General features: G+C 71.0%; 17 protein-coding genes. 13 read left to right on the top strand and 4 right to left on the bottom strand.

Annotation, left to right across the window (positions count from 1 at the left end):
* Positions 1-105: 105 nt before the first annotated feature.
* The 3 genes from AB0J76_RS13625 (at position 106) to AB0J76_RS13615 (ending at position 6,324) form a co-directional block, all read left to right on the top strand.
* Positions 106-2,829 carry a beta-L-arabinofuranosidase domain-containing protein gene (locus tag AB0J76_RS13625; protein WP_352330745.1) on the top strand — a complete coding sequence of 908 codons (2,724 nt, stop codon included), beginning with the start codon at positions 106-108 and terminating at the stop codon, positions 2,827-2,829.
* Positions 2,826-4,844, top strand: coding sequence for an RICIN domain-containing protein (locus AB0J76_RS13620; RefSeq protein ID WP_364389540.1), 2,019 nt, complete (start codon positions 2,826-2,828; stop codon positions 4,842-4,844). Before AB0J76_RS13625 ends, AB0J76_RS13620 begins: the two co-directional genes overlap by 4 nt.
* A 67-nt stretch (positions 4,845-4,911) precedes the next feature.
* Complete coding sequence (locus AB0J76_RS13615) at positions 4,912-6,324, top strand: non-reducing end alpha-L-arabinofuranosidase family hydrolase (RefSeq protein WP_364389798.1); 1,413 nt, start codon at positions 4,912-4,914, stop codon at positions 6,322-6,324.
* A gap of 87 nt (positions 6,325-6,411) precedes the next feature.
* Here AB0J76_RS13615 and AB0J76_RS13610 read toward each other — a convergent pair whose 3' ends face one another.
* Complete coding sequence (locus AB0J76_RS13610) at positions 6,412-6,939, bottom strand: hypothetical protein (RefSeq protein WP_364389538.1); 528 nt, start codon at positions 6,937-6,939, stop codon at positions 6,412-6,414.
* Positions 6,940-7,208: 269 nt separating this feature from the next.
* On the opposite strand from AB0J76_RS13610, the gene AB0J76_RS13605 reads away from it, so the two are divergent.
* Positions 7,209-7,541, top strand: a complete 333-nt coding sequence (locus AB0J76_RS13605; protein WP_352328884.1) for an STAS domain-containing protein — start codon at positions 7,209-7,211, stop codon at positions 7,539-7,541.
* A 23-nt stretch (positions 7,542-7,564) separates the two neighbouring features.
* Here AB0J76_RS13605 and AB0J76_RS13600 read toward each other — a convergent pair whose 3' ends face one another.
* Together AB0J76_RS13600 and AB0J76_RS13595 are read right to left on the bottom strand one after the other, a co-directional pair.
* Positions 7,565-8,221 carry a CBS domain-containing protein gene (locus AB0J76_RS13600; RefSeq protein ID WP_352328885.1) on the bottom strand — a complete coding sequence of 219 codons (657 nt, stop codon included), beginning with the start codon at positions 8,219-8,221 and terminating at the stop codon, positions 7,565-7,567.
* A gap of 133 nt (positions 8,222-8,354) precedes the next feature.
* Entirely contained in the window at positions 8,355-8,882 is a 528-nt protein-coding gene (locus AB0J76_RS13595; protein WP_352328887.1) for a hypothetical protein, read from the bottom strand.
* Positions 8,883-9,219: 337 nt separating this feature from the next.
* Between AB0J76_RS13595 and AB0J76_RS13590 the strand changes: the two genes are divergently transcribed.
* Genes AB0J76_RS13590 through AB0J76_RS13565 form a run of 6 tightly spaced genes read left to right on the top strand, consistent with a single transcriptional unit; the run spans position 9,220 to position 12,122 of the window.
* Positions 9,220-9,969: a hypothetical protein gene (locus tag AB0J76_RS13590; RefSeq protein WP_352328889.1), complete on the top strand. Its 750-nt coding sequence runs from the start codon at positions 9,220-9,222 to the stop codon at positions 9,967-9,969.
* Between the two features lies 1 nt (position 9,970).
* Positions 9,971-10,480 (top strand): hypothetical protein, encoded by a 510-nt coding sequence (locus tag AB0J76_RS13585; protein ID WP_352328890.1) that lies wholly within the window; start codon positions 9,971-9,973, stop codon positions 10,478-10,480.
* Positions 10,477-10,989, top strand: a complete 513-nt coding sequence (locus AB0J76_RS13580) for a hypothetical protein (RefSeq protein WP_352328891.1) — start codon at positions 10,477-10,479, stop codon at positions 10,987-10,989. Before AB0J76_RS13585 ends, AB0J76_RS13580 begins: the two co-directional genes overlap by 4 nt.
* Positions 10,990-10,998: 9 nt before the next feature.
* On the top strand, positions 10,999-11,172 hold the full coding sequence (locus tag AB0J76_RS13575) for a hypothetical protein (protein WP_352328893.1): 174 nt from the start codon (positions 10,999-11,001) through the stop codon (positions 11,170-11,172).
* Between the two features lie 18 nt (positions 11,173-11,190).
* The gene (locus AB0J76_RS13570) at positions 11,191-11,733 is read left to right on the top strand and encodes a hypothetical protein (RefSeq protein ID WP_352328895.1); all 543 of its coding nucleotides are present in this window, start codon (positions 11,191-11,193) and stop codon (positions 11,731-11,733) included.
* Positions 11,730-12,122: a MauE/DoxX family redox-associated membrane protein gene (locus tag AB0J76_RS13565; RefSeq protein ID WP_352328897.1), complete on the top strand. Its 393-nt coding sequence runs from the start codon at positions 11,730-11,732 to the stop codon at positions 12,120-12,122. The genes AB0J76_RS13570 and AB0J76_RS13565 overlap by 4 nt, the downstream gene beginning before the upstream one ends.
* Positions 12,123-12,193: 71 nt before the next feature.
* Here AB0J76_RS13565 and selD read toward each other — a convergent pair whose 3' ends face one another.
* Positions 12,194-13,186, bottom strand: coding sequence for a selenide, water dikinase SelD (selD, locus tag AB0J76_RS13560; protein WP_352328898.1), 993 nt, complete (start codon positions 13,184-13,186; stop codon positions 12,194-12,196).
* Positions 13,187-13,313: 127 nt separating this feature from the next.
* Between selD and selA the strand changes: the two genes are divergently transcribed.
* The 3 genes from selA (at position 13,314) to AB0J76_RS13545 (ending at position 16,642) form a co-directional block, all read left to right on the top strand.
* A complete protein-coding gene (gene selA, locus AB0J76_RS13555; RefSeq protein ID WP_364389533.1) occupies positions 13,314-14,624 on the top strand; it encodes an L-seryl-tRNA(Sec) selenium transferase in 1,311 nt (436 codons plus the stop codon).
* A 129-nt stretch (positions 14,625-14,753) separates the two neighbouring features.
* On the top strand, positions 14,754-15,227 hold the full coding sequence (locus AB0J76_RS13550; protein WP_352329765.1) for a DUF6463 family protein: 474 nt from the start codon (positions 14,754-14,756) through the stop codon (positions 15,225-15,227).
* A 125-nt stretch (positions 15,228-15,352) separates the two neighbouring features.
* Positions 15,353-16,642, top strand: a complete 1,290-nt coding sequence (locus tag AB0J76_RS13545; protein WP_352329763.1) for a hypothetical protein — start codon at positions 15,353-15,355, stop codon at positions 16,640-16,642.
* Positions 16,643-17,089 lie beyond the last annotated feature (447 nt).

Below are 17,089 nucleotides of genomic sequence, written 5' to 3'. Positions count from 1 at the left end.
CAAAGCTGCGCCGAAGACCAGGCAACGGCCTTGCGCAGGCGCTGACCTGCTGACCCCGTGACCGGCCCCGGCCGTTCACCGCCCCCCCACCCCAAGGAGCTCCGCATGTCCTTGAGCCGCCGTCAGCTCTTCCAGGCCACCGGCGCGACCGCCGCGCTCTCCGTCGTCGGTCAGCTGGCCGGCACGTCCCCCGCCCTGGCCGCAGTCCCCTGGAGCAGGCCCGACATCGGCGTCTCCGCCTACGAGTTCGACCTCGGCCAGGTCCGGCTGACCTCCGGCCGCCTGCTGGACAACCAGAACCGCACCCTCGCCTACCTGCGCTTCGTCGACGTCGACCGGCTGCTGTACGTCTTCCGCGCCAACCACCGGCTGTCCACCGGCGGCGCCGCGCCCAACGGCGGCTGGGACGCGCCCGGCTTCCCGTTCCGGTCGCACGCGCAGGGCCACTTCCTGACGGCCTGGGCGCAGGCGTACGCCGTGCTCGGTGACACCACCTGCCGCGACAAGGCTCGCTACATGGTGGCGGAACTGGCCAAATGCCAGGCGAACAACCCGGCCGCCGGATTCTCCGGCGGTTACCTGTCCGGGTTCCCCGAGTCGGACTTCACGGCCCTGGAGAACCGCACGCTCACCAACGGCAACGTGCCGTACTACTGCGTCCACAAGACCCTGGCCGGGCTGCTGGACGTCTGGCGGCTGATCGGCGACACCCAGGCCAAGTCCGTGCTGCTGGCCCTGGCGGGCTGGGTGGACGCCCGGACGTCGCGGTTGTCCGCCGGCCAGACGCAGGCCATGCTCGGCACCGAGTTCGGCGGCATGAACGCCGTGCTGACCGACCTGTACCAGGCGACCGGCGACCCCCGCTGGCTGGCCACGGCACAGCGGTTCGACCACGCGGCCGTGTTCGACCCGCTGGCCGCGAACCAGGACCGGCTCAACGGCCTGCACGCCAACACCCAGGTGCCCAAGTGGATCGGCGCGGCCCGCGAGTACAAGGCGACGGGCGCCACCCGCTACCGCGACATCGCCGTCAACGCCTGGGCCATCACGGTCGGCGCGCACACGTACGTGAACGGCTCCAACAGCCAGGCCGAGCACTTCCGCGCGCCCGGCGCGATCGCCTCCTACCTGACCAGGGACACCGGCGAGGCGTGCAACACCTACAACATGCTCAAACTGACCCGGGAGTTGTGGCTGCTGTCCCCCGACCGGGCCGACTACTTCGACTACTACGAGAACGCCCTGCTCAACCACCTGCTCGGCCAGCAGAACCCGGCGGACGCGCACGGGCACGTCACCTACTTCACCCCGCTCAACCCCGGCGGACGGCGAGGCGTCGGTCCGGCCTGGGGCGGCGGCACCTGGAGCACGGACTACGGCTCGTTCTGGTGCTGCCAGGGCACCGGGATCGAGACCAACACCAAGCTCATGGACTCGATCTACTTCCACGACGACACCACCCTGTTCGTGAACCTGTTCGTGCCCTCCGTCCTCGACTGGAGCGGGCGCGGCATCACGGTCACCCAGACCACCTCCTATCCGGTCAGCGACACCACGTCGCTGCAGGTCACCGGCAACGTGGGCGGATCGTGGACGATGCGCGTCCGGATCCCGGCCTGGACGCAGGGCGCGACGATCAGCGTCAACGGGGTCCGGCAGGACGTCGCGGCCGCGCCGGGCGGCTACGCCGCCCTCACCCGGACGTGGTCGTCCGGCGACACCGTGACCGTGCGCCTGCCCATGCGGGTGGTCATGAAGGCCGCCGCGGACAACCCCGGCGTGCAGGCCGTGACGTACGGGCCGGTCGTGCTGTCGGGCGACTACGGGGACACGAGCCTGTCGTCGGCCCCGGTCCTGACCCCGTCCTCGATCACCCGGACCAGCACCACCGCGCTCGCCTTCACGGCGACGGCGAGCGGCGCGCAGGTGCGTCTGGAGCCGTTCCAGGACGCCCACGGCCACAACTACGTCGTCTACTGGAACACCCAGGGCGGCTCGGCGGCGGGGGCCGGTTTCCGGCTGGTCAACGCGGCCAGCGGGCTGGTGCTCGGCATCCAGGACATGTCCACCGCCGACGGCGCCCCCGCCCTGCAGTGGACCGACAACGGCACCGCCGACCACGACTGGATCCCGATCGTCGACGGCGCCGCGCTGCGCTTCCGCAACGGCAACAGCGGGAAGGTGCTCGGCGTCGAGAACATGTCGACCGCCGACAACGCGCCGGTGCTCCAATGGGGTGACACGGGCACCGCCGACCACCGGTGGACGATCATCGACGTCGGCGACGGCTCCGTCAAGATCCGCAACGTCAACAGTTCGAAGCTGCTGGCCGTCCAGAACGGCTCGACCGCCAACGGCGCGCGGGTGGTCCAGGGCGCCGACGACGGCAGCCCGGACAACCAGTGGCGGTTCCTGCCGAACGGCGCGCGGCGCCTGCAGAACGTGGGCACCGGGATGGTGCTCGGGGTCACCGGCATGTCCACGGCCGACGGCGCGCTCGTCGTCCAGTGGGGCGACAACGGCACCGCCGACCACCTGTGGACCGCCGTCAACGACACCGGCGGCTACTTGCGGCTGCGCAACTCCCACAGCCAGAAGGTGCTGGGCGTGGAGAACATGGGCACCGCCGCCGGGTCGCGGGTCGTGCAGTGGGCCGACAACGGCACCGCCGATCACCGCTGGCGGCTGCGCCACGGGTCGGCCGCCGCCTTCCGCCTCCAGTGCGCGGGCGGCGGCCGGGTCCTCGGCGTCGCCGGCACGTCGCAGGGCGCGCAGGTCGTGCTCGCCGACGACAACGGCTCGGACGACAACCTCTGGAGGTTCCTGTGAGACGTGTGCTCGCGGCCGTCTCGGCCCTGCTTCTCGTGGGCGTGCTGCTCACCGCCCAGGAGGCGTCGGCCGCGACGGTCGACACCAACGCCTGGTACGTCCTGGTCAACCGCAACAGCGGCAAGGCCCTGGACGTCTACAACCTGTCCACCGCCGACGGCGGCCGCATCACCCAATGGACCAGGAACAACCAGAACCAGCAACAATGGCAGTTCGTCGACTCCGGCGGCGGCTACTACCGCATCAAGTCCCGCCACTCCGGCAAAGTCGTGGACGTCTACAACTTCTCCACCGCCAACGGCGGCTCCATCGTCCAATGGACCGACCTCAACGGCACCAACCAGCAATGGAAACTCTCCGACAGCCCCGACGGCTACGTCAGGCTCATCTCCCGCCACAGCAACAAGGCCCTGGAGGTCCAAGGAGCCTCCACCGCCGACGGCGCCAACATCGTCCAGTACGACGACTGGGGCGGCGCCAACCAGCAATGGCAACTCGTCCCGGTCAACGGCACCGGCGGCGGGAATTACGCCAACCCGGTCGTGTGGCAGGACTTCGCCGACGGCGACATCATCCGGGTGGGCGACGCCTACTACTACTCGGCCTCGACCATGCACTACTCGCCCGGCGCGCCGATCCTGCGCTCCTACAACCTGGTCGACTGGGAGTACGCCGGGCATTCCGTGCCGCGGCTCGACTTCGGCTCCGGCGCCTACGACCTCAGCGGCGGCCGGGCGTACGTGAAGGGCATCTGGGCCTCGGCCCTCAACTACCGGCCAAGCAACGGCACCTTCTACTGGCTCGGCTGCGTCGAGTTCAACCGGACCTACGTCTACACCGCCTCCGCCGTGGACGGCACGTGGACCAAGCGCTCACAGATCAACAACTGCTACTACGACGCCGGCCTGCTGGTCGACTCCGACGACACCATGTACGTCGCCTACGGCAACAGCACCATCAGCGTGGCCCAGCTCTCGGCCGACGGCCTCAGCCAGGTGCGCGCGCAGCAGGTGTTCCAGACGCCGGGCAACGTCGGCACCCTGGAGGGGTCCCGCTTCTACAAGCGGAACGGCTACTACTACATCTGGCTGACCCGCCCCGCCAACGGCCAGTACGTTCTCCGCTCGACCTCGCCCTGGGGCCCGTACGAGATGCGCCAGGTCCTGCTCGACCTGCCGGGCCCCGTCGCCGGGGGCGGCGTCCCGCACCAGGGCGGCCTCGTGCAGACCCAGAACGGCGACTGGTACTACATGGCCTTCGTCGACGCCTACCCCGGCGGACGCGTCCCGGCCCTGGCGCCGATCACCTGGACCGGCGACTGGCCGGTCGTGCAGACCGTCAACGGCGGCTGGGGCGTCAACTACCCGAAGCCGAACATCCAGACCAGCCGGACCGTGTCGTCCATGATCGGCCCGGACGCCTTCACCGCGGCCACGCTCGGCCCCCGCTGGGAGTGGAACCACAACCCCGACACCAGCCGCTTCTCCACCGGCAACGGCCTGCGCCTGCAGACCGCGACCGTCACCGGCGACCTCTACGCCGCCCGGAACACGCTGACACACCGCATCCAGGGCCCGTCCTCGACGGCGACGATCGAGCTCGACCACTCCCAGATGGCCGACGGCGACCGCGCCGGGCTGGCGATGCTGCGCGACCAGTCGGCATGGATCGGCGTCAAACGCGACAACGGCGTCAGCCGGGTCGTGATGACCAACGGCCTGACCATGAACGGCTCGTGGCAGACCACCGGCACCGGCGCCGAGGCGGCGAGCGCGAACGTCCCGGGCGGCCGGATCTGGCTGCGGGTCACCGCCGACATCCGGCCCGGGTCCGGCCGTCAGGCCCGCTTCTCCTACAGCACCGACGGCAGCACCTTCGTGGGCCTCGGCCCGGCCTTCACGCTGAACAACGCCTGGCAGTTCTTCATGGGTTACCGCTTCGGCATCTTCAACTACGCCACCAAGTCCCTCGGCGGCGCGGTCACCGTGCGCCGCTTCGACCTCACCACCCCCTGACACGGCATCGGAGCACATGGTGAAGAAACTGGTGAAGAGACACAGCCCCCTGACCGTCCTCGCGACGGTGGCCGTCCTGCTGGCGAGCCTGTTCGTCGCCGTCCAGCCCGCCCACGCGGCCACCGTCGACACCAACGCCTGGTACGTCCTGGTCAACCGCAACAGCGGCAAGGCCCTGGACGTCTACAACCTGTCCACCGCCGACGGCGGCCGCATCACCCAATGGACCAGGAACAACCAGAACCAGCAACAATGGCAGTTCGTCGACTCCGGCGGCGGCTACTACCGCATCAAGTCCCGCCACTCCGGCAAAGTCCTGGACGTCTACAACTTCTCCACCGCCAACGGCGGCTCCATCGTCCAATGGACCGACCTCAACGGCACCAACCAGCAATGGAAACTCTCCGACAGCCCCGACGGCTACGTCAGGCTCATCTCCCGCCACAGCAACAAGGCCCTGGAGGTCCAAGGAGCCTCCACCGCCGACGGCGCCAACATCGTCCAGTACGACGACTGGGGCGGCGCCAACCAGCAATGGCAACTCGTACGGACGGACGGTGGCAACCCCGGCATGTGTGACCTCCCCTCGACCTACCGCTGGGCCTCGACCGGCCCGCTGGCCACGCCGAAGGCGGGCTGGGTCTCGCTCAAGGACTTCACCGTCGCCCCCTACAACGGGCGGCACCTGGTCTACGCGACGACCCACGACACGGGGACGAGGTGGGGGTCGATGAACTTCAGCCCGCTGGCCAACTGGTCCGACATGGCCTCGGCCACGCAGAACACGATGTCCTTCGCCGCCGTCGCCCCCACGCTCTTCTTCTTCGCCCCCAAGAACGTCTGGGTGCTCGCCTACCAGTGGGGTGGCCCCGCCTTCTCGTACCGGACCTCCACCGACCCCGCCAACCCCAACAGCTGGTCGGCGCCGCAGACGCTCTTCTCCGGCAGCATCTCGGGCTCCGGGACGGGCCCCATCGACCAGACGGTCATCGGCGACAACACTGACATGTACCTGTTCTTCGCCGGGGACAACGGCAAGATCTACCGGGCGAGCATGCCCATCGGGAACTTCCCCGGCAGTTTCGGCACGGCCTCGACCGTGGTCATGAGCGACACGACGAACAACCTGTTCGAAGCCGTCCAGGTCTACAAGCTCCAGGGCCAGAACCGGTACCTGATGATCGTCGAGGCGATCGGCGCGCAGGGCCGCTATTTCCGCTCGTTCACCGCCACCAGCCTGAACGGTTCCTGGACGCCCCAGGCCGCGACCGAGGGCAACCCGTTCGCCGGCAAGGCCAACAGCGGCGCCACCTGGACGAACGACATCAGCCACGGCGAGCTGGTGCGCACCGGCGCGGACCAGACCATGACCGTCGATCCGTGCAACCTGCAACTCCTCTACCAGGGCCGCAGCCCCAGCTCGGGCGGCGACTACGGCCTCCTGCCCTACCGCCCGGGAGTGCTGACGCTGCAGCGCTGACGCCGTGAGACGGTGACCCGGCGGTTCCCACGTGAAATGCCACGGGCCCACCCCTCCGCCGAGGGGTGGGCCCGTGGCGGGTGCGATTCACCTGAGCCAGGCGTTGCGGCGGACGATCGGCAGGTTCCCCAGCCCGAGCGTGGCGCCCGCGCCGGTCATGGCCAGGCCGATCAGCACGATCGCGTAGACGATGTGCTCGTCCAGGAACGGGTTGGTGGCCAGCGGCAGCTCGGCGGCCCACATCAGGGTCAGCATGAGCGTTCCGGCGACCGCCGCGATCCGGGTGCCCACGCCCAGCACCAGCGCCAGGCCGACGCCGGCCAGGCCGGCCATGAACAGCCAGTCCACCCACGCCTGACCGGCCAGGCTCGAGAACAGCCCGCCCAGCGCGTTCTCGCCGGTGCCCTTGAGGAAACCCGTCGTCGGGCTGCCGCCCGCGATCCACGCCTTGCCCGCCGGGGTCGCGAAACCCCATCCGAACGTCTTGTCCAGGAACGCCCACAGGAAGATCCAGCCGATCGCGATCCGGGCGACGGCCCAGACGTAGTCGACCGGGGTACGCGCCGCCCGCACGGGAGCGACGTCCATCACGGGCCGGTTGACGGTGGTGGCCATGGCGGGCCTCCCTTTCGGTGGGGGGTGTATGTCCTTGTCTCACCCCTATTCCACTGCGCCCGCCCGCTCCGGGGCAGTGTCGTACGCCCCCCGCTGGAAGGACCTTGGTCCTCAGGGCCGTACGTGCCAGGTCCGGTCCTTCGGCTGCCGGAGGTGGGACTTTGGGCCCTATGCCGGTGACCGGCGTTCTCGTAGCTTCGCATCGGGGGCATCGTGCTTCCGCGACGAACGCCGGCCACCGGCCGCCCGCCGAAGGTAAGGAGACGGACATGGGTTCTCAGGCACGGTCCCGCACCGGCAGGCGGGCGGTGCTGAAGGTCTCCGGAGACCTGGACCTGGCCACGCAGGCGGGCTTCCGCGCCCGGCTCGCCGCCGCACTCGCCGAGCAGGGCACGCGTCTCGTCCTCGACCTCAGCGGGGTGACCTTCATGGACGCCCGCGGGCTGGCCGCGCTGGTGGCCGCGCGCGACCTGGCGGCCGCCCGCCACGGCAGCCTCCGGCTGACGGGGGTGACGCCGGCCGTCCTGCGGCTGCTGGAGGTGACCCGGCTCGACCGGACGTTCTCACCGGTCTCCCTCGCGGACGTGCGCCCCGCCGCGTGAACGGCGGCCGGCGGTTCCGGGCTCTACCGCGGCGGCGGAACGGTGACCAGGTCGTCGTGGTCGGCGGTCACCTCGCTGGTGACGTCGACGACGCCCTCGACGGCGCGGACGGCCTGCACCGCCGCAATCGCCTGCGACCGGCGCTCCACGCGCCCGCTGAGCCGCACCACGCCCTGCTCGACCTGCGCGGAGATCGCCCCGGACGCCGGGAGCACGGCTCGGACCTCGCCCTCCAGCTCCGCCCGCGGACGGGCGAAGACGCGCAGCACGTCGCGCTGGTGCAGGGTGCCGACGATGCGCCCGCTCGCCGGGTCGATCACCGGGAGCTGCTTGACGCGCCGGTCGTGCATGAGCCTGGCGGCCTCGCGCACGGACGTGCCCGGCGTGACGGTGATCGCCGGAGCGGACATGAGCCGGTCCGCGGTGACGGCCGTCGCCCGGTGGTGCTCGTCCAGCAGGCGGTCGGGTTCGTACATCGACACGCTGTGCCGTACCGGGTCGATCTCCTTGAGCAGCAGGTCGTCCTCGGAGACCACGCCCACCGGGCGCCGGTCGGCGTCTGTCACGGTGACCGCGCCCACTCCGTACCGCCTCATCGCGTTGAGGACGTCGGCGAACGACGCGTCCGCCGGCACGGCGACGGCCACCCGGCCCATGACGTCCTTGACCTCGATCGACATGGTGTACCTCCTTGCCCCTCTCTCCATCCTGCTCCTCGCCCGGCCGGTCCGCCAAAGAGCGGAGCGGCGGGGCCTTCGTCCCTGTGCGCGGAACGCCCACCCCGGGTGCGGGGCGGGCGTTCGCTTCCCGGCACTACCTGAGCCAGGCGTTGCGGCGGACGATCGGCAGGTTCCCCAGCCCGAGCGTGGCGCCCGCGCCGGTCATGGCCAGGCCGATCAGCACGATCGCGTAGACGATGTGCTCGTCCAGGAACGGGTTGGTGGCCAGCGGCAGCTCGGCGGCCCACATCAGGGTCAGCATGAGCGTTCCGGCGACCGCCGCGATCCGGGTGCCCACGCCCAGCACCAGCGCCAGGCCGACGCCGGCCAGACCGGCCATGAACAGCCAGTCCACCCACGCCTGACCGGCCAGGCTCGAGAACAGCCCGCCCAGCGCGTTCTCGCCGGTGCCCTTGAGGAAACCCGTCGTCGGGCTGCCGCCCGCCACCCACGCCTTGCCCGCCGGGGTCGCGAAACCCCATCCGAACGTCTTGTCCAGGAACGCCCACAGGAAGATCCAGCCGATCGCGATCCGGGCGACGGCCCAGACGTAGTCGACCGGACGGCGTCCGGCGGCGGTGATGCCCGGGTAGGCGACGGGCCTGTCGATCGTGGCGGCCATGACGATCCCCTTTCAGCGATGGTTCGTCGTTCTCTTCCGCGCTTCCATCGCACCGTTTTCCGTGCGCCGCCGGCAGTGCCCTACGACCGTCGGCCGAAGGACCTTGGTCCTCGCCGCCCTGCCGGGAGGAGGTCACGCCGTGGCCGCGACGGCCGCAGATGACAGGAATATGGCCATTTGCCAACGCCAAAGTAACGCGGCCGTAATGGCACCTTTCTCCCGTATTTTCCAGCGGAAAAACGTGTGGATCTTGTGTCTTGACCTGGGTGATGGCGCATGTAAGGCTTCGAGCCGAATGATCTAGCGCCCGCGATCTGCCACGAAAGGCTGGGGCTTAATGGCGCATTTATCCTCTCTTCGTACCGTCAAGAACTCTTTCCTCCAACTCGAGGTCGAAGACGCCGAGGCCGCCTCGCTGGCCTCCTGGACCGGCCACGTCCGCTACACCCCGAAATACGGGGCGCGGAAGACCACCGCGGAAACCTGGGGGCTCGAACTGGCCCCCCTGTCCTCCCTCACGGCAGGCGTCAACTCGGTCCGCGGACGCGAGCGAGAGCGCTTCTCCCTGGCGGGCGGCGAGGTCGTCGTCTACGACTGCGAGGACCCCTCCGACGCCAGGTGGGCCGCCTGGCTCGGCCCCTGGCACATGGCGCACGGGCTCTTCTACTCCCCCGAGTGGGAGTCGGCCGACATCGTCGACATGTTCAGCCGCGTGACGTGGCAGGACACCCCCGAGGGCATGGTGGCCGACGGCGGCAGGCGGTTCGACGTCTCCATGGAGCTCTACGCGATCTCGATCGCGGGCGTCGGCACCATGACGGTCGAGCCGAAGCAGGCGGGGATCAACCGCATTCCCAAGTGGCGGGGCTACGGAGCGCCCTCCGGCGAGCTGTGGCGGCTGCCCGCGCCGCCGTCCGACTCGGTGGCGCCCTTCCTCCTGGTCACCGACACCGCCATCGTGACCCTGCATCCCTGGAACGCCCCGAACTACAGCAAAGCGGGCGTGGCGGCCCGCTCGGCCGCGGGCACCCCGGAGACCGCCGCCGACTTCCTCAACAAGGTCAAGCGCGTCGAGTGGCGGGCCTGACGTGGAACCGCTGACCGCGGTGGTCATCATCCTGGCCGTCCTGGTCGCTCTGCTGTTCGCGGCGGGCGCCGGACTCTACCGGCGGGTACGCGAACTGGAACTGGCCACCTACAACGGCGTCGGCGTGCGCTTCGCCGCGGCCGGGCCCGAGGCCCAGGCGAACGGGCTCGGCGTGCCCGGCGCCACGACCATGGTCATCAAGGTCAACCGTCGCTGCCCGATCTGCGACGACGTCCTGCTCGCCGCCGCCGGGATGGCGGCCGGCCTGCCCTCGGACCTGTCGTTCACCGTGTTGTCGGACGACCCCGGGTTCGACAAGTCCCTGCCCGGCTCCATCCGGGTGATCAAGGATCCGGCGATCTGGCGCGCGGCGAGCGTGCCCTACAGCCCGGCCCTGCTCGTCGTGGACGAGAACGGCGTGGTGGTGTTCACGGCTCCGGTGGGGTCGGGAGAGGCGCTCACGGAGATCGTCGAGCGAGCGGTTGCGAACAGAAAGGGAGTGAAGCTGTGAAGGCCGAGAAGCGGACCTCGATACTCGACCAGATACCCAGCGCCGAGGAGATGCCCGAGCAGGCGTTGCCGACGCGGGTGGGCGCCACGCGCGAGGGCTGGAGCAGGCGGCGCGTGCTCGGCATCGCCACCGGCGCCGCCGTGGCGACCGGGCTGGGCGTCCTCGACCTCCTGCCCTGGTCGAAGCCGCGCGGCGCGACGGCCGCCGCCTACACCGCGTGGGAGACCTGCCACGGCTTCGCCGACGCCGGTTCCGTCTGCGTGCCGTCCTCCGCGCTCTACTCGGGCAACTGCTCCGGCTCCTGGCACCGCAACGACGGCGCGTCCGGCACCTGCTACAACCTCCGCTACACCCACAACCCCTCCAGCTGTGACGGCAACAACGCCTGGAAGTGGTACGGCGGCGGCACCACCAGCACCCGCCGCATGTGCTCCGACGGCTGGTACGAGTACCACGACTGCGGCGGCGGCAACGTCTCCCGCTTCTCCATCTGCCGTACGGCGATCTGACCCGGGTCCATGAGCGACTCCGCCACCAGAAAATCCGTTCGCCTGCTGGTGCCAGGACTGGCACTGATCGCGGCGGCGGAGGCCCTGGTGCTGTGTTCGAGGGTTGCGGGCGCGGACACGAAGGGCTTCACCTGGCTGGTGGCCGCCCTCGTCGCCGGCTTCTCCCTCTCGGGCTCCGTTTGAAGCCTGAACAGCGCCTGGGTGCTGTCCTCGTCGGTCCGGCGGGGTGCTGATGTCGCCGGCTTCATCGCCGGATTGTTCGTGGGAGCGGGCGCCGTCACGTTCGTGCTGGTGGTCGTCGGCTCCGTGCTGCGGGCTCCGTTCCCGGCAGTGGTTTCGCAGATCATGGTCGCCGCGGCGGCGGTGATCTTCCTGCTGCGCGAGCTGGACGTGCTCTCCTTCCCGTTGCTCCAGAACGCGCGGCTCGTGCCGCAGTTCGTCACCAGGATTCCCTTCTGGGGCGCCGTGCAGTTCGGCGCCGAGATGGGCACGGGGATGCGCACGTACTCGCCGACAGGGCTGCCGCACATCATGGCGGTGGCGATCCTGTTCCTGGCGTCCTGGCAGGAGGCGCTCCTGGCGGGCGCCGGCTTCGCGGCGGCGCGGGCGATGATGCTCCTGACCTTCGCCTTCGCTCGGGACCGGATGGAGGCGGACACGGCGTTCTACTTCACCTTGCCGAGGATGAAGGTGCTGTTCGTCGTGCTCGCGGTGCCCGTGGTGGCGATGCTGGTGATCGGATGATCGCCCTCGTCGCCCGCTACGGGCTGGGCCTCGTCCTGGTGCTGGCGGTGCTCGGGAAGGCGCGCGACCTCGGCGCCTTCCGGAGCGGCCTGGCGGCCTTCGGGCTCCATGGACGGGTGGCCCGGGCGGGCGCCTTCACGGTGGTGACCGTGGAGGCGCTCGTCGCGCTCGCCGCCTTCACCCCCGTCGCCGGCGACGTGCTCGTGGGCGTGGCCGGGACGGGGCTGGGCCTGACGTTCACGGTGGCGCAGACGTATCTCCTGGTCATGGGCGAGCAGGCGGCTCCCTGCCTGTGCTTCGGCACCCCGGAGCGGGCCTCGGCCCGCACGTTCGGCCGCGCGGCGCTGGTCCTGCTGATGGGGCTGGCGCTGTGGGGCGCCGCGGTCTGAGAAGCCTTCCTCCGTGGGTGAGGGGGCCGGCCGGGCCTGCGTGCGGAACGCGGGCCCGGCGCCGGCCCCGTTCAGGGACGGATGACGACGGTGTGCCCGTTGTGTTCGATGAGCTCGCCGACCACCGGGGCGCCGGGGATCTCCCCGGCGACCAGCAGCCCCCCTGAGGTCTGCGCGTCGGCGAGCAGCAGCAGCGTCTCCTCCGGGACGTCGCCGGGATCGAGATGCGGGGCCACCCAGTCGAGGTTGCGCCGGGAGCCGCCGGGGACGAACCCCTCCTTCACGGCCTGCGCCGCGCCGTCCAGCATCGGGACGGCCGAGGCGTGCAGCACGGCGGTGACGCCGGAGGCGCGGGCCAGTTTGTGCAGGTGGCCCAGCAGGCCGAAGCCGGTGACGTCGGTGGCGCAGCGGATCCCGGCGGCCACGGCCTGGCGCGAGGCGTCCGCGTTCAGCCGGGTCATGGTCTCGACGGCGTGCGGGAAGACCTCGCCGGTGTTCTTGTGCCGGTTGTTGAGCACGCCGAGGCCGAGCGGCTTGGTCAGGGACAGCGGCAGGCCGGGGCGGCCGGCGTCGTTGCGCAGCAGCCGGTCGGGGTCGGCGACGCCGGTGACGGCCAGGCCGTACTTGGGTTCGGCGTCCACGACGCTGTGCCCGCCGGCCAGGTGGCAGCCGGCCTGGGCGGCCACCTCCGCGCCGCCCCGCAGCACCTCGGCGGCCAGGTCGTAGGGCAGGCGGTCGGGGGGCCAGCACAGGAGGTTGAGCGCGACCACGGGACGCCCGCCCATGGCGTAGACGTCGGACAGGGCGTTCGCGGCGGCGATGCGGCCCCAGTCGTAGGGGTCGTCGACCACCGGGGTGAAGAAGTCGGCCGTGCTGATGAGCACGGAGCCGTCCTGGGTGCGGACCACGGCGGCGTCGTCGCCGGATTCCAGCCCCACCACGAGCTCCGCCGCGGGATCTCGCGGGACCGGCATGCGGGAGTTGCCGAGCAGCGACTCCAGGTCCGCCGCGGGGATCTTGCAGGCGCAGCCGCCGCCTTGGGCGTACTGTGTAAGCCTCTTCATGATCACACCTTAGGGCGATCACGGCAGCCATGATCGCCTTTCTGGCGGTTGATCATATGATGCCTGATCGGCCCCGGTACGAGACCTGGAGACATCGTGCTTCCCACGCTGAACGGACATCCCTAGCGTGACCGACCATCGTCGATCCATCCCGCGGACGGACACCCTGCTCGCCGACCCCCGGCTGGTCGAGGCCCGGCGGCGGTTCGGCCACGCCCAGGTCAAGGCCGTGATCGTCGCGGCGCAGCGGCGGGCCAGAGAGGGAGAGCTCGCGCCGGAGAACGTCCTGACCGCGGCGCTGGCGGCACTGCCCGCCTCCGCCGCCGGCCTGCGGCCGGTGATCAACGCCACCGGCGTGCTGCTGCACACCAACCTGGGCCGCGCCCCGCTGTCGGACGCCGCCCGCCAGGCGGTGGAGCTGGCCGCCGGGGTCACCGACGTCGAGCTCGACCTGGACACGGGCGGCCGGGGCAGACGGGGACGTACGGCGCTGGCCGCCCTGGCCGCCGCGGTGCCCGCGGCCGAGGCGGTCCACGTCGTGAACAACAACGCGGCGGCGCTCGTGCTGGCTGCCACCGCACTGGCGGCGGGCGGCGAGATCGTGATCAGCCGCGGGGAGCTGATCGAGATCGGGGACGGCTTCCGCCTTCCCGACCTGCTCGTCTCCACGGGGGCCCGGCTGCGCGAGGTCGGCATGACCAACCGCACCGCCCTCGCCGACTACGCCGACGCGATCGGGCCGCGGACGGGCCTGGTGCTGAAGGTGCACCCGTCCAACTACCGGATCGAGGGGTTCACGGCCGACGTCCCGGTGTCGCGGCTGGCGGCGTTGTGCCGCGAGCGGGGCGTCCCCCTCGTCGCCGACGCGGGCTCGGGGCTGCTGGCCCACGAGCCGCTGCTGCCCCGCGAACCCGACGTCACGAGCTGGTTGACCGAGGGCGCGGACCTCGTCACCACCAGCGGGGACAAACTGCTCGGCGGCCCTCAATGCGGGCTGCTGTTCGGCCGCGCCGGCCTCGTGGACCGGCTGCGCCGCCACCCCCTCGCCCGCGCGCTGCGGGTGGACAAGGTCACGCTGGCGGCGCTGGAGGCCACGGTCGCGGGCCCGCCGACGCCGACCTGGGAGAGCCTGCACGCCGATCAGGCCACGCTGCGCGCCCGCGCCGAGGACCTGGCGGCCCGGCTGCGCGGCAAGGGGATCGACGCCGAGGCCGTCGACAGCCGGAGCGTGGTCGGCGGCGGCGGCGCGCCGGGGGTGTCCCTGCCGAGCGCCGCCGTCGCGCTGGACCGGCGGGCGGCCGCCGCGCTGCGCCGGGCGCGGCCGCCCGTGCTCGCCCGGGTGGAGGACGGCCGTTGCCTGCTCGACCTGCGCGCGGTGCCGTCCGGCCACGACGACACGCTGCTGGCCGCCGTCCTCACCGCGTGGCCTGCGGGCTGATCGGGCCCGCGCCGCGGGCGATCGCGGCGCCGCCGCGCCCGGGCGGCTCCGGAGACCGCCCCGGAGAGGGAGCGGCCTCCCCCTCGCGAGGGAGCACGCCGGCCGGCCTCCCGGGAGAGGCTGGCAGGCATGAGCACTTCCTCTCCGCCCGCGACGGCGACACCGCCGAGCCGGCTCACCGTCTGGGCCGGGCGGGCCATGATCTTCATCGCCCTGGCGCACACCGCCGTGTTCGCCCCCCTCGCCCCCTGGGCCGGCTGGCTCGCGGGAGACCTGCGCAACGGCCTCGCGGACGGCGACTCACAGGCGGTCTTCTGGGCGCTGCCCGGCGGGTTCGTCGTGGTGCTGGCGCTGCTGGGCCTGCTGGTGGCGCGGGCGGGACGGCAGGGGCAGCAGGTTCCCGGATATGTCGGCTGGGCGATCCTCGTCTGGGGGGCCATTGGCGTCGGCCTGATCGGAATGAGCGGTTTCATCACCGCGATCGTCCCTTCCGGACTGCTCATCGCGGCGAACGTCATCGCCGGGCGGGAAAACCGCGACCGGCGTACCGTCCGCGGCGGCCATGACCGCGCCGGCGGCATCACCCGACGTCAGACCCCCTGAGAGGATGCGCCGCCACAAGGACGCGCGGCACGTCGTCCCGGCCGGCCCTTTTCGGGTGTGTTGTTATCGAATTGTCGCGCATTTGGCCGCTTAACGGCTTTGAGGCGACATAGTAATTTTCTCGAATGCCTCAATCACCTGGTAGGCGACGGCCGGTCATCACACGATGGCTGGCCGTCCTCGTCATCGCCGCCGTCATCCCGGCGGGACCGGGCTCGCCGACCGCGTACGCGTCGGGCTCGCAACCGCCCGAGAACGCCGTCGTCGTCTGGGACCGCAACGCCCAGACCGCCATCTGGGACGTCGCCGGCCAGCAGCCGCAGGTCCAGGCGCGCAGCTTCGCCATGGTGCACGGAGCCGTCTACGACGCGGTGAACGCGATCGCCGGCACCCCGTACCAGCCGTACCTGATCGCACCGCGGGCCGACGGCGGGGAGTCGACGGAGGCCGCCGTCGCCACCGCGGCCTTCCGCGTGCTGAACAAGCTCTTCCCCGCCCAGCAGGCCCGGCTGACGACCCAGTACGACGACTACCTCGCCACGATCCCCGACGGCGGCGCGAAACGACGCGGCGTCGCCGTGGGCGAGCAGGCGGCGGCCGCGATGATCGCCGCCAGGGAGAACGACGGCGCGTTCGGCGACCAGACCTGGCCGATCGGCACCCAGCCCGGCCAGTGGCGGCCGACGCCGCCCACGAACGCCTCGGACGGGGCCTGGGTCGGCGACCTCAAGCCGTTCCTCATCCCCAGCGCGTCGATGTTCCGCACCTCGGGCCCGCCCGCGCTGACCAGTTCCCGCTACGCCAGGGACGTCAACGAGCTCAAGCGGATCGGCGGGGCCGACAGCAAGGTCAGGACGCAGGACCAGACGCAGGCCGCGATCTGGTGGCACGACCGGCACCTGGCCGAGTGGGAGATCAAACGCCAGCTCGCCACGACGCGGCGGCTGAACCCGCTCCAGGCGGCCCGCATGTTCGCCATGGTCGACCTGGCCGAGGCCGACGCCACGACCGCCTGTTACAACGAGAAGGCGGCGTGGGCCTTCTGGCGGCCGGTCACGGCGATCCGCCTGGCCGACACCGACGGCAACCCGCGCACCGCGGCCGACCCGGACTGGACGCCGCTGCTCGTCACCCCGCCGCACCCCGACTACACCTCCGGGCACACGTGCTTCACGGCGGCCAGCATGTCGGCGCTGGCCCACTTCTTCGGCAGGGACGACATCCCCTTCAGCGGCTACAGCTCCGCCTCGGGCACCACCAGGAGCTTCCGCGGCTTCTCCCACGCCCTGGCCGAGGTCATCGAGGCCCGTGTGTGGGGCGGCATCCACACGCGCACGGCGGACGTGCAGGGCGCGAAGATCGGCGCCCAGGTCACCGCCTACATGGTCGGGCACTACTTCCGGCCGAAGCGGTGAGGGCGGGCCTCCCCATGCGCGCCGGGCACGGGGAGGTCTTCTGATCCCGGATCTGACTCGGCGGGGGCCTGTGGCTGTCAGCACCCGGCGAGGCCCCTGCCAGCGGGATGACCGCCGATCTGACCGATATGGAGAATCGGACCCGACTCAATCAGTCAATAGGGACAGGGATCCCGGCGAACGTCACGACCGAAATCCTAATTACGGGCATTCCATAGAGGGACAAGATCATCACAGAGGGTGGCAGAATCCCAGGACGCGAGCACCGGCGGAGATCATCGGCCCAGCCGGGGAGGTCCACCGTCCGTAGACAGACCCGCCGGAAGCGGGTTTTGTCGATGCCCGAAACCAGCATTCCATCATTGGTTTAAATTTCATCCCTTGACTGACTTTCGGACAAAATAATAGGAATGGCGTGGCTTCAGCCGTGAGCCGCCCCTCGCCAGG

It is taken from the genome of Nonomuraea sp. NPDC049624 (assembly GCF_040675255.1).
Lineage (GTDB): Bacteria > Actinomycetota > Actinomycetes > Streptosporangiales > Streptosporangiaceae > Nonomuraea.
Note: the sequence above shows the minus strand (reverse complement) of the source record. Positions and strands in the feature narration are given on the sequence as shown.

Coding starts and splice junctions, on each gene's coding strand:
- AB0J76_RS13625 (WP_352330745.1), top strand. CDS start 106: ATGTCCTTGAGCCGCCGTCAGCTCTTCCAGGCCACCGGCGCGACCGCC.
- AB0J76_RS13610 (WP_364389538.1), bottom strand. CDS start 6,939: ATGGCCACCACCGTCAACCGGCCCGTGATGGACGTCGCTCCCGTGCGG.
- AB0J76_RS13605 (WP_352328884.1), top strand. CDS start 7,209: ATGGGTTCTCAGGCACGGTCCCGCACCGGCAGGCGGGCGGTGCTGAAG.
- AB0J76_RS13600 (WP_352328885.1), bottom strand. CDS start 8,221: ATGTCGATCGAGGTCAAGGACGTCATGGGCCGGGTGGCCGTCGCCGTG.
- AB0J76_RS13595 (WP_352328887.1), bottom strand. CDS start 8,882: ATGGCCGCCACGATCGACAGGCCCGTCGCCTACCCGGGCATCACCGCC.
- AB0J76_RS13590 (WP_352328889.1), top strand. CDS start 9,220: ATGGCGCATTTATCCTCTCTTCGTACCGTCAAGAACTCTTTCCTCCAA.
- AB0J76_RS13575 (WP_352328893.1), top strand. CDS start 10,999: ATGAGCGACTCCGCCACCAGAAAATCCGTTCGCCTGCTGGTGCCAGGA.
- AB0J76_RS13565 (WP_352328897.1), top strand. CDS start 11,730: ATGATCGCCCTCGTCGCCCGCTACGGGCTGGGCCTCGTCCTGGTGCTG.
- selD (WP_352328898.1), bottom strand. CDS start 13,186: ATGAAGAGGCTTACACAGTACGCCCAAGGCGGCGGCTGCGCCTGCAAG.
- AB0J76_RS13550 (WP_352329765.1), top strand. CDS start 14,754: ATGAGCACTTCCTCTCCGCCCGCGACGGCGACACCGCCGAGCCGGCTC.
- AB0J76_RS13545 (WP_352329763.1), top strand. CDS start 15,353: ATGCCTCAATCACCTGGTAGGCGACGGCCGGTCATCACACGATGGCTG.